The organism is Fontivita pretiosa (genome assembly GCF_050410795.1).
Taxonomy (GTDB): Bacteria; Planctomycetota; Phycisphaerae; order Tepidisphaerales; family Tepidisphaeraceae; genus Fontivita; species Fontivita pretiosa.
On sequence record NZ_CP191258.1, the window covers coordinates 1,191,448 to 1,211,623 of the forward strand.

Below are 20,176 nucleotides of genomic sequence, written 5' to 3' on the forward strand. Positions count from 1 at the left end.
CGCGGGATATTTCTCGCAATGCTCGGCCTGCTCGGAGACTTCCAGCAGCTACAGGCGAAGCTCGGGCAGCTTCGGTGAACAGCGGCCCCGATCCTGACCGCGCAGATCGGCCCCTTGGCGCCGTAAGACCCCACATCATCCAGTCCGAAATGCCCAAGTGACGCGCCGCTTCCCGGTCAGAAGCCGGCCAGCGACAAGCCCCGATGCACAATACTTCTGGCGCATGCCGGATAAATCGGAGCCGAATCACAACTCCGCACGTACCTGGCGAAGGCCAGTGGGTCGGCGGGAAGCGGCACGTCCGGCGGGTTGACGACGGTTCACCCCCACATGTGTGGGGAAGACGACGGCACGCGTGAATGGTATCGCAATGGCAAGGGTTCACCCCCACATGTGTGGGGAAGACTGCGGATTGCCGATGACGGGCGTCGCATCTACAGGTTCACCCCCACATGTGTGGGGAAGACACCGGCTCCGGCGCGGGCCAGCCCCTCGGGATCGGTTCACCCCCACATGTGTGGGGAAGACTCGACCGCTTCGAGAGATGGCAACGTTGCCGGCGGTTCACCCCCACATGTGTGGGGAAGACACATGCCCAACCATGACGAGCTGGCGCAGATGCGGTTCACCCCCACATGTGTGGGGAAGACTTCTTCAGCGCCATGCTCACGCCCCACAGGTCCGGTTCACCCCCACATGTGTGGGGAAGACCCGGTTTCCGCCGGGGTGGGTACCGGGCGGGTCGGTTCACCCCCACATGTGTGGGGAAGACGAGCACACGCCGGGGTTTTCCCGGCATCCCCCCGGTTCACCCCCACATGTGTGGGGAAGACTCGACGGCCACGATTCGCCCCGCACCAATCGCGGTTCACCCCCACATGTGTGGGGAAGACTGGACGGATTCACAGTCGAATCACTGGGGCTGCGGTTCACCCCCACATGTGTGGGGAAGACTTAGCGGTCGTCACGCTAATACCGCCCCCGTCAGGTTCACCCCCACATGTGTGGGGAAGACGTGAAAACGGGGGCCAAGGCACAAGAAAGGAGCGGTTCACCCCCACATGTGTGGGGAAGACTCCATGACCATGCACGCTGAACCATCAACCATCGGTTCACCCCCACATGTGTGGGGAAGACGGGTCCGAAATCTGATGAATGCCCGGCTCGCCCGGTTCACCCCCACATGTGTGGGGAAGACGTTTATCGGCCCATCTTGCAGAACCCATTCCTCGGTTCACCCCCACATGTGTGGGGAAGACGTGAACCCGAAGCGGTTGCGGAACGATTCCCGCGGTTCACCCCCACATGTGTGGGGAAGACGGCCTCCCGCGGCGTGAGATCACCGTTTTCCGCGGTTCACCCCCACATGTGTGGGGAAGACCACAGTCTGTTTCAGGCCAGTGCCCCCACTGCCGGTTCACCCCCACATGTGTGGGGAAGAGAGCATCGCGCGCCGCAGGTCGATTGCCTGCCGCGGTTCACCCCCACATGTGTGGGGAAGACACGTCGTGGAGCGGGCCATCGCCCGGGCCAAGCGGTTCACCCCCACATGTGTGGGGAAGACGGTTGCGGCACGTCTGGCCGGACTGCGTGGACAGGTTCACCCCCACATGTGTGGGGAAGACTCAGTTGTCTGCCCGCCCGCCACCCCGGCACCTGGTTCACCCCCACATGTGTGGGGAAGACGGCAAGGGCATCACCGCGGCGGACGACAAGGACGGTTCACCCCCACATGTGTGGGGAAGACGATTCGGTCGAGGCCGAGGCCCAGGACTGGGTCGGTTCACCCCCACATGTGTGGGGAAGACTGGCACTGCCTCGACGAGGGGCTGCAAGTGGTGCGGTTCACCCCCACATGTGTGGGGAAGACGAGATAACATGCCAACCGAAACAGTGGATGAACGGTTCACCCCCACATGTGTGGGGAAGACGTGCTGTTCCTCTGCCTCCAGCCGGGCCGCTTCGGTTCACCCCCACATGTGTGGGGAAGACGCTGCTGCAATTCGGCCAATTGAAGCGATTACGCGGTTCACCCCCACATGTGTGGGGAAGACTGGCATTTTGCCGCGATTCCTCAATTTGCGAACGGTTCACCCCCACATGTGTGGGGAAGACTGAAAAGTGGCGCGCGGATAAGGATGCTCATGCGGTTCACCCCCACATGTGTGGGGAAGACCCGCGACTATGACGCGAGTGGTGAATATTCGGAGGTTCACCCCCACATGTGTGGGGAAGACGCTCCGTCACGACCGGATCCGACGCATAGAACGGTTCACCCCCACATGTGTGGGGAAGACGGCGCCGGAATGCTCGACGGGATCACATCGATCCGGTTCACCCCCACATGTGTGGGGAAGACGCTGGTCGACGGCAACGGAACCGGCGGAGCTGCGGTTCACCCCCACATGTGTGGGGAAGACCCCGGAACCAATATCCAGACCACGCCGGACGACGGTTCACCCCCACATGTGTGGGGAAGACACTGGGTTTTTACCGCGCCGGGGGCGTTTTTGCCAGCAGGAGGCCCTCGAAGTCTTCGATGACCTTTCGCGTCCGTCCGCTTGTTAAAATGGTAAAACCCTGTTCGTTAGGCGCGGGATAGATCAGCAGCGCCGCCCCATCCTTCAGGGAGCGCTGCACCCGCTGCCACAACATGTCGCGTACACGGGCCGATAATGTGCCCACGAACACGTTGGTGTCGGCCTGGATCAGCCAGCGGGTCAGCTCACCCCGCAAAGAAGGCGAAACGCGATGGAGAATGAACACGACCATTGGTGCAACTCCGCGGTCTAGCTTCCTCCCGTGATGGTGCCGGGCTTCATGGCCAGGATCTGACCGATGGGCACATCGGCGCCGATGCCCGGCGGGGTCCACCAGTCGGCCGGCGCCGCGGCATCGTCGGCATACGCGTCCTGCTGCTGATCCTCTCCGGGCGGAACATCCAGCAGTTGGGCGATGTCGGGCAGGATGCGCTGGTTGAGCTTGCCCTCGCGGAAGCGATCGCGGCAGGCCAGGCGAACCGCCCGGTCCAGGTCTGTGGGGTTTTGTTTGGCAATGGAGAACGCCAGGGGAATGATGAAGTCGACCTTGTACAGGTCGGCGATGTCGTAGACGAACGAGAGCTGCTTGCCGGTGTGGATAAACCCCAGGGCCGGGGAATAGCCTGCGGCAAGGATGGCGGCATGGCAAAGCCCGTAGAGGCAGGCATTGGCGGCGGAGAGGGCGCGGTTGACGGGGTCGGAGGCGTCCCACTGATTGCGGTTCCAGGTTCGTCCGTGCCAGTCGATGCCATGGGCGGCGGCGGCTTTGGCGTAGGCATCGCGGACGCGCGCGCCTTCCTTTCCGCGAAGCTGCTGAAGCGTAAGCGATTCATCGATCGGCTCGTCGAAGCGCATGCGGTACATGCGGACGACGACCTGAAGGCGGGTGAAGGGATTGCAGACAAGCTGTGCCTGGCGGAGCAGGTTTCGGCTGGAGCGTGTGCCGCCGGTGCCCTGGGCATAGAAGCGGACGGCGTGCTCGCCGGCCCAGATCAGCAGGCAGTTGTTGTCGGCGGCGGTTTTGATCGCGGCGTGGGTGATACTGGTGCCCGGCCCCAGGATCAGCACCGCCAGGGCCGCCACCGGGACCGAGACGGTTGTATCGGCCCGGTGGACGGCCAGCGCCCTGTCTTCCTGATCGACGACGGCGTGCTCGGCGTAGAAGTACGTGAGCTTGTCGTCGAAGCGGGGCAGCTCCTGGAGATTAACCTGACGTGGGGGCACATGGGTGATATTCGGTTGTCAAAGAGCGCGGGCTTGAGATCGCTGCGCATCGGCGACTATGCCAGAGGCGCCACGGAGAGCAGCCCGAAGCCGAACGCTTTTTGTGGGCCGATACCGTTGCGGATCGCATGCCACAACTTGTCCGGATCGACAACCGAGAGCACGCCATCGAACAGGACGGCGTGCAGTGGCAGGAGCTGGCCGTTGGGCAGCGTGTGCCCCGCCCTGGTGTCGTGCCAGATGCGATCGGTCAATGTGCAGGTGTGGACCTCAAAGCCGTGGATCATGCCTTTGCGCTGGAGCCACTGGCGTTGCTCCGGTTCGCGCTCGAGGGTGAGGCGCCGGCCGCGATCGGGGCTGGACTTCTCGCCGATGCGCACGGACGGGCGAGCCAGCAGTCTGAATCGCAGCCGAAGGCCGGGTTGCAGCGATGGCAGTTGCAGCTCCGTGGGACCGGCCACGCAATCGCTCAGCGGCGGTTCCAGCTTCGACCAGTCGGGTTTGGTTCTGGACTGGACGTACAGAAAGGCCCAATCGCCTTCGATGTCGCAGCGGAACAACACGCGGGCTTCGGCCAGGGCGCGGCGGTCGGCGAAGCCGCGACAGACAAGCTGATGCAGGCGGTAGTAATCCCACCAGGCCGTTGCGGCGAATTCGCTGTCGGCGGGAACACGGATGGCGGAGATATACAGCGGCGGCCTGTCGTTCATGACCACAACCTCGGCATTTCCGGAATCGTCCAGCCACGGAAGTCTGCGCCCAACTGCTCCAGATCGGCCTGCAATTGGTCGGCAAATTTGCAGGCGCGGCTCTCGTCCAGCGTCTTCCAGCCATGGGCAAGGATGGACTCATTTCGAGTACTGAGGTGCTTTTCGTAGCAGAACCGTGCCTGCTGGTTGAAGAATCGCTCGACGCCGGGAATGCTCAGTGCCCGGGCCAGCTCGAACGCCTGGACCAGGCCGAGCTTTTCAGGCAGTTGACCGTCGGGGGCAACGCTCCACTGCGCGGAAAGTTTCTGTTTCGCCTCTTGAGGAATCCGGGTCCAGTCCACCCTGGAAGCGTCGATCCCGTTCTGCTTTAGAAGGACTTGAGCGGTGGCCTCCAGGGCGCGGTACAGCCGCGCGACTCCGTCGTCCAGCCGGGAAGCAGTGATCCGACGGCGGGCGTTGAGGACCAAGTCTACGACCGCAGCCAAGCTCGGCTTAGAGGAGACTTCGACCTCGCGGATTCGATCCAACAATCGTTCCAGTTGCGCGACAAACCTGCCAAGCTGCTGCAACTGAAGCTCGCGTGCGGCATCCTTCAAAAAGGCAAGGCTCGATGCACCCTCTTTGGAAACGGTGGATGCATCGGCGTAATGCTCAAACCGATCCCATCGGTGCAGCGCATGGGCGATACCTGTCAGCCCCCTGTACAATTCACGGGCGCGGGCGTCCAGCGGCTGAATCCGCTCGAACAAACTGGCTGCGCCGGCGAAATCATTTCGATTGAACAGGGCCACTGCGGGTTCGGCGTCCAGCAGGCCGGTGTGATCCTGAGCATTGCCCAGATCGACCAGCTCCATGGTGCCGGGGTCTGGTTTGCCGTTGGAGAATTTGACCTCGACATATACCTGGTGGGCAGCGGTGCGCGACCCGAACAGTCCCAGTGCCATGCTCATCCACTTCCGCCCGGCCGTTGGATTGATCGTGATGTCGGCCTGGGAGCCGCAACGCTCCTCCAGCCAGCGGCAGGCTTCGTGCGCTTTCATTACGAGTGCTCCCGTGGAGGTGGGAGTATCCGGGACCTCCAGGACGTGGTACTGACTGGGCTTCAGGCCGGTTTCGTTGACGATGCGGTCCAGCGTCTTGCGCGACCCTTCAGTGCATAGAAACGCGACCCACTCGGGAGCGACTTTTCGGATGCAGAAGATCTCCGATTCGGCGCTGGCACCGACGGTGAGCAGCAGTCCCTTAGGCATCTGTCGCCTCCGAATAATGCACCGGCCATGTCGGCACGATGCCCGCGTGCAGGTAATTCCTGATCGGTCCGATTTCAGTTTCAAGAGTCTGCCCCAGATAGATTTGATCGGTGGCAAATGTCGCGCCCGGAGCCAGCATCGTGGTGAACCGATGGGGCAGAATCGCGCGGCGCGTGGCCGGATCATGGGCCAGAACCGGCACGCCGCTCCATCGCCACCAGCCCTGCTGGGGCAGGTTATCCGTCGGGTGACAGTGTCCCATCGTCGCGACGTATCCGGTGGGAGCAGGCCGACTCAGCGGTTCGATGCTGCGCAATTCGATGTGCCCGTAACCGTAGCTTCGCCCGTAGCCCCAGCCTTCAGCGCACAGCACGTCGAGCATCTTGCGAAAACCATCAGCGCCCAAGGCATCGTCGACCAGCACTGCCATGGCGATCCCTTCTGATGGCCACTGGCCTCTTTCCGTCCGCAACTGCCCTTCGAGCGCTGTGCCGGTAGCGCGGCTGATGCGGACGTGCTGGCGCTGAACTTCGTGTGGGAGATGTGGGCGGGAGCTGTCGGTCGGCCACGCCCCTGTCCGGCAGAGCTCCAGCCACTGCGGCCAGGCAAGGGTCTTGGGTCGCTTGTGCGGTCCGCTGGCGTTTGCCAGAAAGACAGCCGGGACCGGGATAGCGTCGTATGGCAGACCGTCACCGACGATCAGCAGGTGCTCGCCTTCGTTGTGGAACGCAATCCAGTCCTGGATATTCCATCCCGCAACGGCCCCGCTGGCGATAATCCAACTGAGTCGTCCCCACACCGTGCAGCTTCGCCACGGAGTCAGATAAGGCGAACGGCATTCGAAGCGGACGAGGTAAGATTGCATGGCGATTCACACCCTGGCTGGTTCTGTGTGAAGCTCTCGATCCACATCGACGCCGTCCCACGTCAGGTTCTCGAAGCGAACCTGTCCATACCCTCGGCTGACCGAGCCGCCAAGGCCTTCCTTTTCCAGAAGCCGAAAGGCATGGAGGATCGCCGCCTTCATCTGGGCTTCGTCGTCACCCTGCAAAACCCGGACAGTCAGACGAAAATCGAGTCCGGTGCCGGCCATAATCCGGTCCATGTTGCGAGGTCCAGCCCCGGCAACCGTGCCTTTAGCTCGGTCCATGACCACTTCGGCCTTGACCTCGCTGTAGAACACACCTTCCTTGAGAAGTTCCTTCATCCGCGATTCGTCGGTCTTGAGGATCGGGCAGTCGCGGAAGATGAGGCGGGTGGGTTCTGACGTCTTTCTTGCGTCACCGCAGCCAAACAGCCAGCAGACGACACATTGATTGCAGGTGCATGGGCCGCCCTGTGATTGCGGCGCCTGCCTGCCACCTGACTTGTAGCCTGAAACTTCCAGGAGGCTTCGCAGCTTGCCCTTCAGAGACGACCCGGGGATGTAGGGCACGCGCGTTTCCGGATGCCTGAGGATCGGATTGTCCAATCCGCCAATCTCGATGCTGGCTCCGCCCGCGCCGATCCGCACGCCCGTCACCGCGCGAAGCACGCCTTTGACTTCAACATGTTTGAGCAGTTGCTTCATGTGCTGTTACCTCGGAAGGTAGGCCATCACGCTCTGAAAGAGCTGATAGAAGCCTTCGAATTTGGCCTTGTCATATCCCACTGCGTTGCAATGGCACTGGATGAAGTTTCTGGTTTCGTCTCCGATCACCTTCCGGCCCCACTGATACTGGGCGAAGCGATGGAGCTGCGGGATGCCGGGTTTGAGGACGCTGTCGGCTGACTCGCCCATCTGGATTCTGAATCGCAGCGCGGCCACATGGTCGAACGTGCGACGGAGATTGCTTCGACTGACGTTCAGGATTCGCGCCAGATATTGCGGCCAATCAATGAAGACCTCGCGCCTCAAATGGCCTTGCGGGTCGTAGTATTGAGTCATCGCCGTGTGCGTGAGTTGCGATTCCTGGGCGCGAGGGCGTACGCCGCCCCCGCCCGTGGGTTGCCGCTGGTTGTACGTCATGGCTCCTCCTGTCTTGACTTGGTTTTCCATCCCGCCAGCGTCCCGATGAGCGACGCTTGCGGCCACAAGTGATCGCCGCTGCACAGCGCATCAAAAAGCGCTCGCAGGTTCGGGTCCCAATTCTGTTCCTTCCAGTCGCGGCGAGAGCGCAGGTAGTGTAATTGCGGAATCGATCGCCAACGTTGAGCCGCAGCGTCGCCGGTGCGTTCATTCAGCCAGGGCTCTCCGAGGCGACGCAGGAGCTGAATCGCCCCCCGATTGATCTGCTGGTTTTGAATCGCCGATGTCAAGCCGTCCACATGCACAAGCAGTTGATCGAATGCGCTCCACGTCAGCCGGCATCCTCCAATGCTGATTGCATCGCGGATCGCTTTGGCGTTTTCCAGTTCCGCATCTGCGGCCTCCACAGCTTTGAGAATGGGCGAGTTGCGGGTGTAGAAGCTGACGCCAGCCGAAACGGTGCCCAGTTCCAGCCTGGCGTATGCCTGCTGAATGGCCCGCGCGGCGCGCAGGATCATGTCGAAATGCCCGGTGGCGACCAGATCATCGCCGCCGGAATAGACCAGATAGACGCGGTCGTATTGTTTCTCGAGCATCGCGGGAACGTCCTGGCCGAAGAATTGACTCAGTTTCCCGCTGGTTCGCCGATAGGTGTTGCCTGATGGGTCTTCGAGCAGGCTCTGCCCCAGCAGTGCGCCGATTCGATCACCATCGAGCTTAAGAATGGCCAGATATGGCGCGCCTTGCGCTTCCTCGGCCAGCTTGAACAGCTCCGCGACACTCCCGTCGGTGTCGCGCGGCGCGTACAGCGGGATCGACACATTGACTCGTGCCGTGGCCCTGCCCGCCAAGCCGATTTCAGGATCATCGGCAACCGGCCGCACGCGAAGGTTCCCGATTGTCCATCCGGAATTGCCAAGGACAAAGCCGCGGATGCTGTGGTCCCGGGCCAGCTCCGCTCCACGTTCGCTCTCCCATTCCTGATCGCCAAGGCCGGAACTGGTGTCGGTTTCACGGATCCCCGCTTTGTCAAAGCCCCTGTCGGTCCTTCCCGATTTCCACTTTGCCTGAGCAAGCGATTCCAGCAGAGATCGAAGATCAGCAGCCGTCCCCTGATTGCCATCGGAGCTTGCCCAGTACATTCCGAGCCTGCCGCCAGAGGCGCCAGTTAACCACGAGTAGATCTGTTGAAGTTCACGTTCCAGGGCCTTCGCTGCCGCCTCTGTGCCGCTGGCCAGCAGCTTGCCCCCGCCGAGATAATGAATCGTTGCAGTGGGGTCTCGCTGAACAAGCCGTAAACCGATCACCGCTGGCACCAGGGTCAGGATCGCTGAACGTATTCGCAGCCGCCTGGCGGCCCAGGTGTCGGGCAGCTCGTAGATGAAATCCTGAAGCCCGGAAAGGGCCAGTCCGAACATCATGGTGCCTGCCTCCGGTATTCATCGTTCAGGCGGTGCGATGGCGCCGGCGCAATAGAGAGCAGACCGAAGCCAAAGGCCTTGGCCGGGCCGATCCCGGATTGGAGGGCACGCCAAAACCTGTCCCGGTCTGTGACCTCCAGAAGTCCCTCGTACAGCACGGAACGCAGACGCTGGCTCTTGTCGTCGGGGCTGCCCTTACGTATGTAGACATACCCGACGCGGGAAATCCGCAGCTTATCATCGACCAGTTTGAACCCGGCGCGTTTGGCACGGGCCTGTAGCCATTGCCCAAGGACCTTTTTCGGGTCCTCGCCAGGACTCCATGTCAACTGCTGCCGCGGGCGTTTGACGTGCTCTCCCGCCAGCTTCTTTTTCTTCCACTGTTCTTTGGTCAGAGGCGGGCGTCTGGTCGGATTCGCCAGGAGTCTGAATTCAAACCGGGCGCCGGGCCGGATATCGAGCTTAAGGGGTCGGGGCCCGGACGGCGGAGCAGCCAGAAGGTGCCGCGCGTTGTGAAAGGCGTAATCCCAGTCCGGACGAATCGCCGAAAGGACAATGATCACGACTCGGCCGGCGGGTCTCGGATCAATGTAGTAGAGGAAGCCCTGAGTGGGCTGGCGCGGAACATGCACATGGCCGGGAGCGAAATCGCCGGGCGCATATGGCTTGAGGAACATCGGGTCGTCCTGCCGGCGCTGCGATGAGGGAAACGCCATGCACAAGCGCTGATGGACGCGGTAGAGGTTGCGCAGCCACAGCCGCCCCGGTCGCGGGCGGTCGGGATTGTCTCCTACATTGATCAGAAGCGTCGAGAGGTACATCATTCCACCTCCTGCGCCTCCAGTCGCCGGCGGCGAGTTTCCAGCGAACGGAACTGAATGATCTCCTGTCGCTTGGTGACGATCCGATCGCGCCACTGCGGATCTTCTGGATTGATTCGGTCCAGACCCATCCCAAGCCCATATTCGATCATGGTCACCGCGTCATGACAGAGACGGCACAGCGATCGCAAATCGTCCTGAGTCTCATCGCCCCCGGCGCGGCGATAGGTCACGTGCTGCACCGTCGTCGCGGGGGTCTTGCAGAAGACGCACAGGCCGTGATCGGATTCGAGGCGTTGCGTGCGGGCGGCCTCGTACTCCCTGTTTTTGTAGTCCGCGCGCGGCCTTGGCGGAGGCGGGGTGCGCTGCTGGAGCGCCTCGCCAACGTCCACCGTGATCGAATCACGCATGACCAGTCGCGGATGATGCACCGGCGGATCGAACGAAAACGGCGCATCGTACCAGACCTCGGCTTCGGGCCGCGCGACCGGCTTGGCAGCCGTCGCCCGCCACTCGATGATGCAATCCAACGAATCCGGCCGCCGATCGTCGTCATAGCGCGGATACCACGGCACGGCTTGAAGCGCCGCCTTCAGATCGCCTGCAAGCGCCATTGGGTTGGCCCACGGCTCATTACGGTCTTTGCGCGGCTGGGTAAACACGGGCACCGATGGCGGACAAGACCTGCGCCCCAGGTACAGCGGCCAAGTCGGCGACCGCAGCGCGGCGGCAAGCTTCTCGATTATCGTCGGTTCTCCTTGCAGCACGACCAGAAAGCTGGCGTCGGCGAGGTATTCCCGGCGGGTGATGAGCGTGCCCTGCGCGCCGGTTTTCACGTTGCCTGCCGCCGTCGTCATGCCGATGCCGGCGCCGACGGTGTGATAGTCCCACCAGCGCACGCCCGGCCGGTCGATGCGAACGCCCATCACCAGTTTGTTCAGCTCCGGCAGTTTCTGGCGCGCTGCCGGGCGCGACAGTCCCATCGCACAGCAGAGCAGTCCGAGCACGCCAGACTTGGTCGGCGCGTCCATGCTGCGTCGGATGACGAACTTGGATGGATCACCCCAGGACTGGAGCGGACCTTCCAAACGAAGGAAAAGGGTATTGGGTTGGCCCATGGTCAGGCCCCCACCGCGGATGGCGTGGGCGATGCTGTCGCCAGCTCCGTTTTACCGATGTTCATCACCTCAGACCACTTGAAGCCGAGCTGCAGTTCCTCGATGACGGCCTCGACAAGCCCCGCTTTTCCATCATCGTTACCGCCGAGGGCGCTGTAGCGTTTGTCTGTCAGGATCTCTTTGTGCTGCCTCTTGCCATTTTCGTCCCGTTCCCAGTACTGCAACGGAAAACGCCAGAGTTTTGGGCTGTACCAGAGCAACGTCGAGTCGATGCCATATGCCTGACGGATGGCCCGGACATGATCAGCCAGACACGCGACGCTGCGCCCTTCGATGCTCTTTTCGTCGGCGGCGTCGTCATCAGGCTTGCCGATCCGCTCGACTGGCTCGGCGAAGGCATTGGCGTAGTTGGTTGGGTGCTTGCCGTTCCTCTTGATCTCCACGAGGATGCCGCACGGCTCAGTGTGCGAGGCGAAGGAGTTCTGCTTGCCGCTGGGGGTGGTCATGGCTGCGGCGCGGATGAAGTGACCTAACGCGCAGGCGGCAAGGCGGCTGGCTTGTGGCTCGATCTCGTCTTTCCACCGCTTGTGCGCCGCAGCGTCCTTGTCCTTGTCAGGTTGAGGCCCGGCCAGGTTCTTCACCAACTGGTCCCAGTCGAGGCAGAAGTACTTGTAAAAGCAGGCGGAATTGAACATGGCCTCATCGACGTGCCCCGCGCCGCCCCCAGCCTTGCCCAGGTCATCAACGGCGGTGAAGTAATCCACCTCGTTGATGACGGCGTGCGTGGAAATGGCGTGGGCGACCTGCATGGCCGCCTCCACGTCCTCGAAGGCATCCGACGTGGTCATGCGCCCGAAGAGCGCGATGTCGATGGCGTTGCACCTGAGCGTTTCCCTGAGCGCCTCCATAAAGTCCTTGTACTTGTCTGGCTTCTTAGGGGCATCTTCCTTCACCTGCTTTTGCTCTTCCGCAGTGGCTTTCTTTGTCAGCTTCTTGAATTCCTTCTCATCCGTGCTGGAAAGCTCCCTCAGCACCGCGGCAATGCGCTCGGCTTCGACAGGCCCGGGCTGCTTTTCCCCGGCACCACCGGGACTCTCGGACGGGACGTCTTGTGGAGTCTCGGTTGAACTGGACTCGCTCTCGTCATCCTTCGGGAGTTGTGACATCCTGCACTTGGCGATGACCCACGAAGCTTTCACGATCTTGTCTATAATTTTGTCATCCAAGCCCGAATCATCGAGATATGCGCGCACCATTTCCTCGAAGCCCACCCGTGGATTCAGGAAGTATGCGTAACGCTCGTTCGTGTCGCCCTTGCCGTTCTCGGGTTTGCGGAGTTCGACCAGCGTTTCCACGAACCGCCTGGCGTCTTCGGGTCCGAACGAGATCAACTGCGGTGTCTTGGGTCGATTGTCCGCAGTGTCGTCCTTAGATTTCTTCTGCTCCTTTTCTTTCGCTGTGGCGATCCGCTGGGCGGCCATGATGATGCGTGCGTGTTCGTCTTCCGGAATGCTGGTCTTTTTCAACTTCTGCCCGACGAGCCACGGAAAGAGCTTGGTTCGGATGCCGATGTGCGCGGCCATTGCTTGAGCGAAGATGCCCGGACCCCGATTGTGAACATCCTCCGGATTGCCGGGATTGCGGATGCTTCGTTTGAGGCACTGGCTGGAGATGCGGGCGCGGGTGACGCCGCCGAAGATACAGGTCTTGGGCGCGCCCAGATCGTCGCTGTTGAGGTTGGACGGACTGTGATTCTGGATCACGTGAATCTCAATCAGCATGGCCGGCTCCTTGCGCTTGATGGTCGGTTGGATTCAGATACTGCTCCGCCCAGAGGTCGCGGATGTCGCGGTGGCGGCGGTGCTCTTCGCTACGGTCCCAGATGGACAGGTCATCCAGCAGTTGCGCCCAGTCGATTCCCCTCACGCCCCGCTCGTGGGAAATGCGTCCGGCGACGGCGCGGGCGATCTGGTCCAGCGCCCAGCGCAGGGGCATCTCGATATTGGACAGGGATGAGCAGAGGATTGTGTCGAAGCGGATGCGGAAACGATCACGGCCCTTGAACTCCGGAGGATCCTGCGGCTCGCACAGGCCCAGGACCGCGGCAAGGACCGGGCCGTGACCATCGGTGGGCCGGACGTGCGGCACCGATGAGCCAAAGTCTCCATGGAGCTTGGCGATCAGCCAGCTCGTTTCCCGCCGCGGCGCAACGGGACTCGCCTGCCGCAACGGCCACCACAGGCCGGAGAACAAATCAAAGCCTTCGAGCGTTTTGTCCAGTGGCTGCCCGGCGAGTCGGCGAAGGCGCGATCGCTCGCCTTCCTTGAGGGCTTGCAGGCGATTGATGAATGCGAGGGTCTGGCTCAAGCTCCGCCCCCTTGCTTCCTTCCGCCGCGTTCAGGCTTGGCGGGAGCTGTCCCGCCTGCTGGCGTGGACGAGGGATTTGCCTTGTCCACCAGTTGCCGGATCGTCTTGTCGAGCAGGGCTTGTCCGGCACTCATCGCGGCGCGCCGGCGCAGAGGCGAGCCACAGACCGTGGAGGCAACGACCTGATCGACCAGCGGCTGATAGGTTTCGGTTAGAAAGGTTCCGTCGTCTGTGGTTGGGTTTGGATTCTTCAGCGCAGCGAGAATCCGCGATTCCATGTCCGGTGTCATCAGGATGAGGGCCACTTGGATCTCAGGATGCTGGCGGTCCGGGTTCGGCGTAATCTGCTTTCGCAGATCGCGCAACTTGTTCCGGCAATCATCGGTGAGCGTAGCTCGTGCCTGAGCACACGCATTCGGCACGTAAACGGAAGTGGCGTCCTGAAAGGAGAACTTGTTGACGACAGGGCCGATCGCGATGACTTTGCCCGCCGCGGCGCCACGCAGGCGGAGCCCGTGCCGCCACAATGCCGATGCGTGAGCGGCGGCGCTTGCTCCCAATCCTGGAAGTGAGATCGGCTCGCCATCTTTCAAAAGATGAGGATCGTCCGCCCAGTACTTCTTCACCCGGCCTGCAGTTGTTGGCGTCGGCCAGCCGCGTTCAGTGCATACGCCGCTGACCAGCACGCTGGCTACACCGCAATTTGCGCAAGGGCCTGGGTCGGGTGCGACATCCAACCAAAGCTTGCGCGGCCGCCACGCCAGGTTAGCCACAGCGCCCGGCGAAGCCGGTGGGTCGGCAATCAACCAGGGCGCCTGCTCAGGCTGTGCAGGTGGCGCCGGCAGATTGGCAAGAACCGTGAGCAGCAGGTTGCGCTCCTGAACAACCGCATAGGCCGCAGACGCCGGGTTGACCGATGCCGGGTAGTATTTGTTCGCCGGAGCCCACACCGAGAGCCGCAGAATGCCCAAGGCGCAGCACGCCGGGCAGAACCCATACGTGCCATGTACGACGTGGCGCATGTGGTTGACCGAGTCTTCGCCGGGGAACTCGACCAGCAGATCGGCAACCGGGCGAGGTTCTTTGCCTTTCAATGACCGGTCCTGATAGAACCGCTCGCCCTCACCGAGCAGATTGAACTTCTCTTTGTGTGTATCCAGCTCCTTGAGCCATTCATCCGGAATGCCGTCACCCCCCTCCAGCCGCTTGTGGTCCTCGTCGCGCAGATCCCCCTTGCACCACAGCAGCACCGCCAGCAGGAATCGCAGCAGGGCCACGTTGTCCATCGGATTGGACGCGGCGATCTGGCGGATCTTCCCGGCCTCGCTCAGCGCCGTTCGCATCCCCACGCGCGCGAATCGTCCGTCGCAGTACAGGACCGGTATCCACTCATCCTTCACCAAATTGAAGCTGTCCGTCATTCTTTCACCGACGGAAGTGTCAAAGACAGGCGACCCTGGCCCACCGCTGGACGACCGTTCCCCTGGGAACACCCCCCAAGCGTCACGAAGAGTAACGTGAGCGGACCAGGCCGGTGAATCAACGTTCCGCCCCAAGGCCCCTGCGCTGAATCAATTGTGCCGCCAGCCTTCAGACGTGCGGCATAATCCACATTCTATTGCGTCATCGGCGCAACACCAATAAGAACGGCGAACAATCAACAACAGCACTTCTCAAGATCGCCACTCGAGGCGCGGACGATCTGCGATGTTCCCCGCGAGAGAGGTGGCTGATCGCCCCATGTCGTGCCAGAGTGGCATCATGCCGATCTGACTCTGCCGAGCCGAGCGCGGCACGAGAGGGTTCCGAGCCTGCTGGCGTGCAATCTGAGCTCTGCCCGGAGTTGTGGTACTATTGTCGGCCAGCGTCGTGGCGCGGCTGGCCTCACTCCAACTGTTTGGGGTCTTGCTCCGACCGGCAGCAGTACGAAGCCAATCCCCATACGGCGGCCAGCGCAACGGTCACCAATGACGTGTTCTTTTTCCGATCCAAAGGAGGTTTCGAATGCCGGACTCTTTGAGCGACGCAAATCACTTTGAGTGGCCGGTTCCGGGGCCGAAACGGGCGATCGAAGCGATTCTGGAACTGGATCTTCAGAACTGGCTGATACACGTTCTTCCGCCTCATGGCGGGCTGCTTTGATGTTGCCCCCGGGTATTGCATGGCCTGGCCAGCGATTGCCCGGCGACACGCTTGTCAGTCTCGTGCTTGCGGCTAGAATTGTTCAGCCGACAGCCGCTGGTTTCGGCCGGATACCCAAGTGGACTAAGGGGACGGATTGCAAATCCGTTATTCGTGGGTTCGAATCCCACTCCGGCCTGTTTGCCTTTCCTGCATGCTCGACTGGCTTTATTACCTCCTGTTGCTGGCCGTTTCGCTGGTCGGATTGTTTCTCAACATCCTCGGGCTGCCGGGACTGTGGCTGATGGTGGCTTCGGCGGCGGGGTATGCCCTGTTGACCGACGCGCAATACATGGGCTGGCCGACGCTGATCACGCTGGTGGTGCTGGCGGCGATCGCGGAGCTGCTGGAGTTCGTCGCGGGTGCCGCGGGATCCAAAGCCGCTGGCGGCCGCACCCGCGGCATGATCGGCGCCATTGTCGGCGCGATCCTTGGGGGAATCTTTCTGAGCATCATCCCGATCCCCGTCATCAGCACGATCCTGGGCGCGTGTCTGGGGGCGTTTATCGGCGCGGCGGTGATGGAGCTGTCCGACCGCGACTTTCGCCACGCGATCACCGTCGGCGTCGGCGCCGCCAAGGGCAGGTTCATGGGTATCCTGGTCAAGGGTGCGGTTGGGGTGGTGATGCTGGCGGTGATCCTTTTCGCCGGATTGCCCGTTGGCGGACCGGTAGCTGGGCCCACACCAGCAGCGCCGAGCACATCGAGTTTGGTTCCGGGATTGACTGAGCCAACGCCGTCGCAATGACGGCGCAGGCTACAGCGTCGCGCGCCGCGTGCCGGAATTTTCTTGACGTCGGTGGAGTGGGTTGTATATCTTGGATGGTAATCGTTTACCTAGAGCGATCATTCGCCCGGGTAAAGGCCAACATTTCCTTATTCACGCCAGGAGGAGAGCGTATGTGGAGAAAATGCATCCTGGTGGCCAGCAGCGCCACCGCGTTCGCGTTGTTCGGGAACTGGTCGCACGCCGGCTTGGCCGGCGCGGGTTACACCACTGACGAAGTCCCCGCCACCGGGTGGGTTGGGGCTCCGGTCTACACCTCGTTGGTCGATGCCACCAGCGCCTCCGTCGGCCAGGGAACTGCCGCGCCTCAGGACACCGGCGGCCCGGCGGGCGTCAACTACACGGTCCTTTCCGAGCTGTTCACTCCCCAGACCACGTTCCCACTGGACAAGATCGCGATCGTCGCAGGTGGCGGCGCGGAAACCAACAACCAGTTGCGCCTGCACCTGTACCCAGTTCTCTCCGGAGGCGGCACCAACTTCCCCAGCGGCAATCCGGGCGCGGCCGGGGACAACTTCTACTTCCCCGGCACCGACCTGTTCGACGGCGGCAGCGGCGCGGGTTTGGCGTTCAACTTCCCGGGCTTCAGCGGGCGCAAGATCGTGAACTTCGATCTGACCGGCGGCGACGAAGTCACGCTGAACGCCGGGCAGGTCTACGCCCTGGAGGTGTGGGTACCGGCGACGAATCCGGGCATCTTTTTCTGGTATCGCGCCGGAAGCACGCCTTTTGACCCGTTTGGGCAGATGATGGGCACGCGCGATGCCGAAAACTTCTCCGCCTCGAGGAACTCGATCGCCGCTTTGGGGCTGGCGCCCGGTGCTCGTACGGGCGGGCTGGCGCTGTATGCGGTGCCCGAGCCAAGCTCGTTGGCGGTGCTGGGTCTGGGGATCGGCGCGTGCCTCGCACGTCGTCGCCAGCGGACCGTTTGAGTAATCGCCTGCCTGATACTTCGGATGTGATGTCCTGACCCTGCATCGGGCGTTGGGATCATGCCGGCGGCGGCACCGCGTTGTGTACGATGCTGCCGCCGGCACTGCGCGCCTGCGTCGATCATCTGTGGAATTCGTCCGCAAAAGCGCGCTACAGAGCCTGGATTTCGCTGGTCAAGCTCACCGACGGCCGCGATAATCTGCTCGTGGAAGACCGCTCGGATGCGCCGAGTCGGCGGACGGTTATCGCCTGCAAGTTCCTCCAGGAGCCGGGAAGCAGCGGCAGAGCTTGGACCTACCTGCATCAAGCTGGGAGATTGGACGCCGTTACAGGCATGTACAACTTCCGCCGTCGTGATCTTCGAGCGTCGCTCGGACGCTGGGTTCAAGCGGATCCGCTCAGGTACGTCGATGGTTCCAGCTTGTATCAGGCCTTCGTTTCCGCCCCAGTCGGATTAGGCACTGTCTGAAAACAGTAGTTTGAGATACCGGCGGATCATCGCCAACTGCAGCATTCCATGGAAATGCACGGCCAGCTTCTCGAACCGCGTTCCGATGCGCCGGAACTCCTTGAGCCAGCCGACGCACTGCTCGGCCACGCAGCGGCCGCGGTAGGCCCAGCGGTCGAACCACACCGCCGGGTCATGTCGCGCCAGCTCATTTTCCCTGTGCGGAATCACCGGCTCGATCTTCTGCTCGGCCAGCCAGTCGCGCACGCGCTGCACGCTGTATCCTTTGTCGCCGGCGAGCTTGCGGGGCTTGTGGCGACGCTTGCGTTTCTTTCGTCGTCGGCCGATCAGCGTCGCGATCGCCTCTGCGATGACCGATTCGGCCCGCGTCGATTCGTGGACTTGCCCGGCGGTGACTTCGATGGCCAGCGGAGTGCCCGCACCGTCAGTGACCACGTGGAATTTGGAGCCAAACCCGCCTCGCGAGCGGCCCAGTGCGTGGTCGGCGGGTTCGTCGGGGTGCCGTCGGCAACTTTTTTGTCAGCCCCGGCCGCAGCGCGGGCGGCGCGGACGGATGACCCGTCCACGCACCACAGTTCCCAGTCGATGTATCCCTGGTTGTCGAGCTTGACCTGCAGCGTCTCGATGATGCGGGCAAAGACGCCGCTTTTTCGCCACTTGCGAAAGTGGTCGTACACGGTCTGCCAGGGGCCGAAGCGTTCGGGCAGATCGCGCCAAGGCGCGCCGGTACAGAGAATCCAGAAAATACCGTTGAGCAGCGTTCGTCGATCGCGAGCCGGGCGTCCGGTTCGGGCCGTGCTCCGCGGCAGATGCGGCTCGACCAACGCCCATTGCTCGTCCGTCAGCTCGTGGCGTTTCATGAGTGGCGACCTCCATGTCGTCACGGCAGTGTATGCGAATTCGGAGTTTTCAGACAGAGCCTAGCATGACAGCGCTACGTAGAGTTGACCTGAATCACCGAGCGGTGTCGGCTTTTATATGCTGCCTCGTTACGCCGTTGGTGATAGGCACATCGCTGCATCAGCTGGGACCAGGACCTCCAGTCGCGCTGCCAGAGCTTCGCCGCGAGGGTCGAGACAGCCTCGCAAACCTGCTCGAAGGTGATGAGCACATTTTTCCCCCCGCAGCCGGGTCGTCTGTTCCGACAGGAAGCACATCGCCAATCGCACGCACAGCCAGTGTCGTATCAGACTCACATAGGTTCTGACCTCGAAGGCGCCCAGTCCCGCCTCCTGCTTGGCACGCTCGAACCACTTTTCCACATGCCAGCGTGACAGCAGCACGCGGATCAATTTCTCGACGCTGGCGCCTTCGCCGGCATTGCTGATCACGTATTTGATCTCACCGGTCTTCGGCTGTCGCATCACGATCAGCCAGTACATCCGGTCGGTGGGAACGCTGAGGTTGTGGTTGGCGTGCGAGGAGTCGCTCAGATGGACTCGGGTTGCCTTGTATTCCCAGATCAGTGTCCCGCGTGTGGTGTCCTTCACCTTGCACCGCTTCCAGGGCTGGCTCGTGAACGCCGGGCTGTGCGTGCTCAGGTTGTCCACCCGCCGCGCCGCATGAGAAGCGTACCCGCCGCTGCGGCACGCCGGACGTTTGACCCAGGCGCGGAAGCTGGCGGGCACTTCGCCCACCGCCGCCTGGCCCATCTCGTCCAGCCCGAACCAGAACGCCGGCACCATGCCGTACTCTTCATCGAAGACCACCCAGTTGAGCTTCACCCCGCCGGCCAGCGCCTGCTTCACCTGCTCCAGGGCGATCTTCCACTTCGCGCGGCAGACCAACTCCGCCGGAATGCCCGCCTCCTCACAGCGGTCGCGGTCCGCCGCCCAGTCCTGCGGCAGATACAGGTCGCTGGCCAGCACGCACGAGAAGGGGTTTTTGGCATCGTTGTCGGTGAACAGCAGATGCTGGGCAACCACGCAGTTCTCGATCTTGCCCGATTCCCCGCAGTATTGCCGCTGCACCCCAGGCGTCTTGTCTCCCTGCTTGGGATGGCCGGTGGCGTCGATCACTCCGATTCCGCCCTGCGGACAACGGTCGGCCACGCGATGGATCAGCATCTTCCCAGTCGCGCATGATCCCAGGCGAACAGGGACAAGAACTCCTGCAGCGTCCGCACCGCCACCCCGCACGCCAGCGCGATCGGCTCCACGCTCTTGCGTCGCAGGTCCGCCATCAATCCCAGCAGATAACTCTGGAAGTAATCGAAGGTCACCGCACGCTTGAAGCAGGGGCGAAACGACTGAACCCATGCCGACAACGCTGGCTGCAGAGAAGCGAGTTGTTCCGCATTCATCGCACGACTCCGGTGTTGGACCAGAATCGTCATCGACTCGCAGCC

The 20,176-nt window shown here is 62.4% G+C and carries 16 protein-coding genes, 1 tRNA gene, 2 pseudogenes and 1 CRISPR repeat array; of the genes and pseudogenes, 4 read left to right on the top strand and 15 right to left on the bottom strand.

Translation table 11 applies throughout. From position 1 onward, the window contains the following. Nucleotides 1-316 precede the first annotated feature (316 nt). Nucleotides 317-2,481: direct repeats of the CRISPR family, unit length 29 nt; unit sequence CGGTTCACCCCCACATGTGTGGGGAAGAC. A 9-nt stretch (nt 2,482-2,490) separates the two neighbouring features. The 13 genes from cas2e to ACQS5P_RS04890 are packed head-to-tail and all read right to left on the bottom strand — an operon-like array spanning nt 2,491 to nt 14,880. Next, nucleotides 2,491-2,772 (bottom strand): type I-E CRISPR-associated endoribonuclease Cas2e, encoded by a 282-nt coding sequence (gene cas2e, locus ACQS5P_RS04830; RefSeq protein WP_428939773.1) that lies wholly within the window; start codon nt 2,770-2,772, stop codon nt 2,491-2,493. A gap of 17 nt (nt 2,773-2,789) precedes the next feature. Next, nucleotides 2,790-3,764: a type I-E CRISPR-associated endonuclease Cas1e gene (cas1e, locus tag ACQS5P_RS04835; RefSeq protein ID WP_428939774.1), complete on the bottom strand. Its 975-nt coding sequence runs from the start codon at nt 3,762-3,764 to the stop codon at nt 2,790-2,792. A gap of 56 nt (nt 3,765-3,820) precedes the next feature. Further along, nucleotides 3,821-4,474 carry a type I-E CRISPR-associated protein Cas6/Cse3/CasE gene (gene cas6e / locus ACQS5P_RS04840; protein WP_428939775.1) on the bottom strand — a complete coding sequence of 218 codons (654 nt, stop codon included), beginning with the start codon at nt 4,472-4,474 and terminating at the stop codon, nt 3,821-3,823. After that, complete coding sequence (locus tag ACQS5P_RS04845) at nt 4,471-5,724, bottom strand: TIGR02710 family CRISPR-associated CARF protein (protein ID WP_428940991.1); 1,254 nt, start codon at nt 5,722-5,724, stop codon at nt 4,471-4,473. The genes cas6e (ACQS5P_RS04840) and ACQS5P_RS04845 overlap by 4 nt, the downstream gene beginning before the upstream one ends. After that, nucleotides 5,717-6,589 (bottom strand): hypothetical protein, encoded by an 873-nt coding sequence (locus ACQS5P_RS04850; protein ID WP_428939776.1) that lies wholly within the window; start codon nt 6,587-6,589, stop codon nt 5,717-5,719. Before ACQS5P_RS04850 ends, ACQS5P_RS04845 begins: the two co-directional genes overlap by 8 nt. Nucleotides 6,590-6,595: 6 nt before the next feature. Further along, nucleotides 6,596-7,294: a type III-A CRISPR-associated RAMP protein Csm3 gene (gene csm3, locus ACQS5P_RS04855; RefSeq protein ID WP_428939777.1), complete on the bottom strand. Its 699-nt coding sequence runs from the start codon at nt 7,292-7,294 to the stop codon at nt 6,596-6,598. A 6-nt stretch (nt 7,295-7,300) separates the two neighbouring features. Continuing rightward, nucleotides 7,301-7,732, bottom strand: a complete 432-nt coding sequence (gene csm2 / locus ACQS5P_RS04860) for a type III-A CRISPR-associated protein Csm2 (protein ID WP_428939778.1) — start codon at nt 7,730-7,732, stop codon at nt 7,301-7,303. After that, a complete protein-coding gene (locus ACQS5P_RS04865; protein WP_428939779.1) occupies nt 7,729-9,153 on the bottom strand; it encodes a Cas10/Cmr2 second palm domain-containing protein in 1,425 nt (474 codons plus the stop codon). Before ACQS5P_RS04865 ends, csm2 begins: the two co-directional genes overlap by 4 nt. Next, on the bottom strand, nt 9,150-9,977 hold the full coding sequence (cas6e, locus tag ACQS5P_RS04870) for a type I-E CRISPR-associated protein Cas6/Cse3/CasE (RefSeq protein WP_428939780.1): 828 nt from the start codon (nt 9,975-9,977) through the stop codon (nt 9,150-9,152). Before cas6e (ACQS5P_RS04870) ends, ACQS5P_RS04865 begins: the two co-directional genes overlap by 4 nt. Further along, the gene (gene cas5e / locus ACQS5P_RS04875) at nt 9,974-11,092 is read right to left on the bottom strand and encodes a type I-E CRISPR-associated protein Cas5/CasD (protein ID WP_428939781.1); all 1,119 of its coding nucleotides are present in this window, start codon (nt 11,090-11,092) and stop codon (nt 9,974-9,976) included. The genes cas6e (ACQS5P_RS04870) and cas5e overlap by 4 nt, the downstream gene beginning before the upstream one ends. Before the next feature lie 2 nt (nt 11,093-11,094). After that, on the bottom strand, nt 11,095-12,873 hold the full coding sequence (locus ACQS5P_RS04880) for a type I-E CRISPR-associated protein Cas7/Cse4/CasC (protein ID WP_428939782.1): 1,779 nt from the start codon (nt 12,871-12,873) through the stop codon (nt 11,095-11,097). Next, on the bottom strand, nt 12,863-13,459 hold the full coding sequence (locus ACQS5P_RS04885) for a type I-E CRISPR-associated protein Cse2/CasB (RefSeq protein WP_428939783.1): 597 nt from the start codon (nt 13,457-13,459) through the stop codon (nt 12,863-12,865). Before ACQS5P_RS04885 ends, ACQS5P_RS04880 begins: the two co-directional genes overlap by 11 nt. Continuing rightward, nucleotides 13,456-14,880, bottom strand: a complete 1,425-nt coding sequence (locus ACQS5P_RS04890; protein WP_428939784.1) for a type I-E CRISPR-associated protein Cse1/CasA — start codon at nt 14,878-14,880, stop codon at nt 13,456-13,458. Before ACQS5P_RS04890 ends, ACQS5P_RS04885 begins: the two co-directional genes overlap by 4 nt. 583 nt (nt 14,881-15,463) lie before the next feature. Here ACQS5P_RS04890 and ACQS5P_RS04895 point away from each other — a divergent pair. From ACQS5P_RS04895 to ACQS5P_RS04910, 4 genes are all read left to right on the top strand, one after another. Beyond that, on the top strand, nt 15,464-15,601 hold the full coding sequence (locus tag ACQS5P_RS04895; RefSeq protein WP_428939785.1) for a hypothetical protein: 138 nt from the start codon (nt 15,464-15,466) through the stop codon (nt 15,599-15,601). A gap of 104 nt (nt 15,602-15,705) precedes the next feature. After that, nucleotides 15,706-15,779: transfer RNA gene (locus tag ACQS5P_RS04900), tRNA-Cys, on the top strand. Between the two features lie 15 nt (nt 15,780-15,794). Beyond that, a complete protein-coding gene (locus ACQS5P_RS04905) occupies nt 15,795-16,388 on the top strand; it encodes a DUF456 domain-containing protein (protein ID WP_428939786.1) in 594 nt (197 codons plus the stop codon). Between the two features lie 152 nt (nt 16,389-16,540). Next, the gene (locus ACQS5P_RS04910; protein ID WP_428939787.1) at nt 16,541-17,359 is read left to right on the top strand and encodes a PEP-CTERM sorting domain-containing protein; all 819 of its coding nucleotides are present in this window, start codon (nt 16,541-16,543) and stop codon (nt 17,357-17,359) included. A gap of 455 nt (nt 17,360-17,814) precedes the next feature. Here the strand turns inward: ACQS5P_RS04910 and ACQS5P_RS04915 are convergent. Both ACQS5P_RS04915 and ACQS5P_RS04920 read right to left on the bottom strand, forming a co-directional pair. Next, a pseudogene (locus ACQS5P_RS04915) lies at nt 17,815-18,689 on the bottom strand (IS5 family transposase). A gap of 129 nt (nt 18,690-18,818) precedes the next feature. Further along, a pseudogene (locus ACQS5P_RS04920) lies at nt 18,819-20,164 on the bottom strand (IS701 family transposase). Between the last annotated feature and the right edge of the window lie 12 nt (nt 20,165-20,176).

Bases quoted from the DNA above. Each gene is read 5' to 3' on its own strand.
- cas2e (WP_428939773.1), bottom strand. From the start codon at position 2,772: ATGGTCGTGTTCATTCTCCATCGCGTTTCGCCTTCTTTGCGGGGTGAG.
- cas6e (WP_428939775.1), bottom strand. From the start codon at position 4,474: ATGAACGACAGGCCGCCGCTGTATATCTCCGCCATCCGTGTTCCCGCC.
- ACQS5P_RS04845 (WP_428940991.1), bottom strand. From the start codon at position 5,724: ATGCCTAAGGGACTGCTGCTCACCGTCGGTGCCAGCGCCGAATCGGAG.
- ACQS5P_RS04850 (WP_428939776.1), bottom strand. From the start codon at position 6,589: ATGCAATCTTACCTCGTCCGCTTCGAATGCCGTTCGCCTTATCTGACT.
- csm3 (WP_428939777.1), bottom strand. From the start codon at position 7,294: ATGAAGCAACTGCTCAAACATGTTGAAGTCAAAGGCGTGCTTCGCGCG.
- csm2 (WP_428939778.1), bottom strand. From the start codon at position 7,732: ATGACGTACAACCAGCGGCAACCCACGGGCGGGGGCGGCGTACGCCCT.
- ACQS5P_RS04865 (WP_428939779.1), bottom strand. From the start codon at position 9,153: ATGATGTTCGGACTGGCCCTTTCCGGGCTTCAGGATTTCATCTACGAG.
- cas6e (WP_428939780.1), bottom strand. From the start codon at position 9,977: ATGATGTACCTCTCGACGCTTCTGATCAATGTAGGAGACAATCCCGAC.
- cas5e (WP_428939781.1), bottom strand. From the start codon at position 11,092: ATGGGCCAACCCAATACCCTTTTCCTTCGTTTGGAAGGTCCGCTCCAG.
- ACQS5P_RS04880 (WP_428939782.1), bottom strand. From the start codon at position 12,873: ATGCTGATTGAGATTCACGTGATCCAGAATCACAGTCCGTCCAACCTC.
- ACQS5P_RS04890 (WP_428939784.1), bottom strand. From the start codon at position 14,880: ATGACGGACAGCTTCAATTTGGTGAAGGATGAGTGGATACCGGTCCTG.
- ACQS5P_RS04895 (WP_428939785.1), top strand. From the start codon at position 15,464: ATGCCGGACTCTTTGAGCGACGCAAATCACTTTGAGTGGCCGGTTCCG.
- ACQS5P_RS04905 (WP_428939786.1), top strand. From the start codon at position 15,795: ATGCTCGACTGGCTTTATTACCTCCTGTTGCTGGCCGTTTCGCTGGTC.
- ACQS5P_RS04910 (WP_428939787.1), top strand. From the start codon at position 16,541: ATGTGGAGAAAATGCATCCTGGTGGCCAGCAGCGCCACCGCGTTCGCG.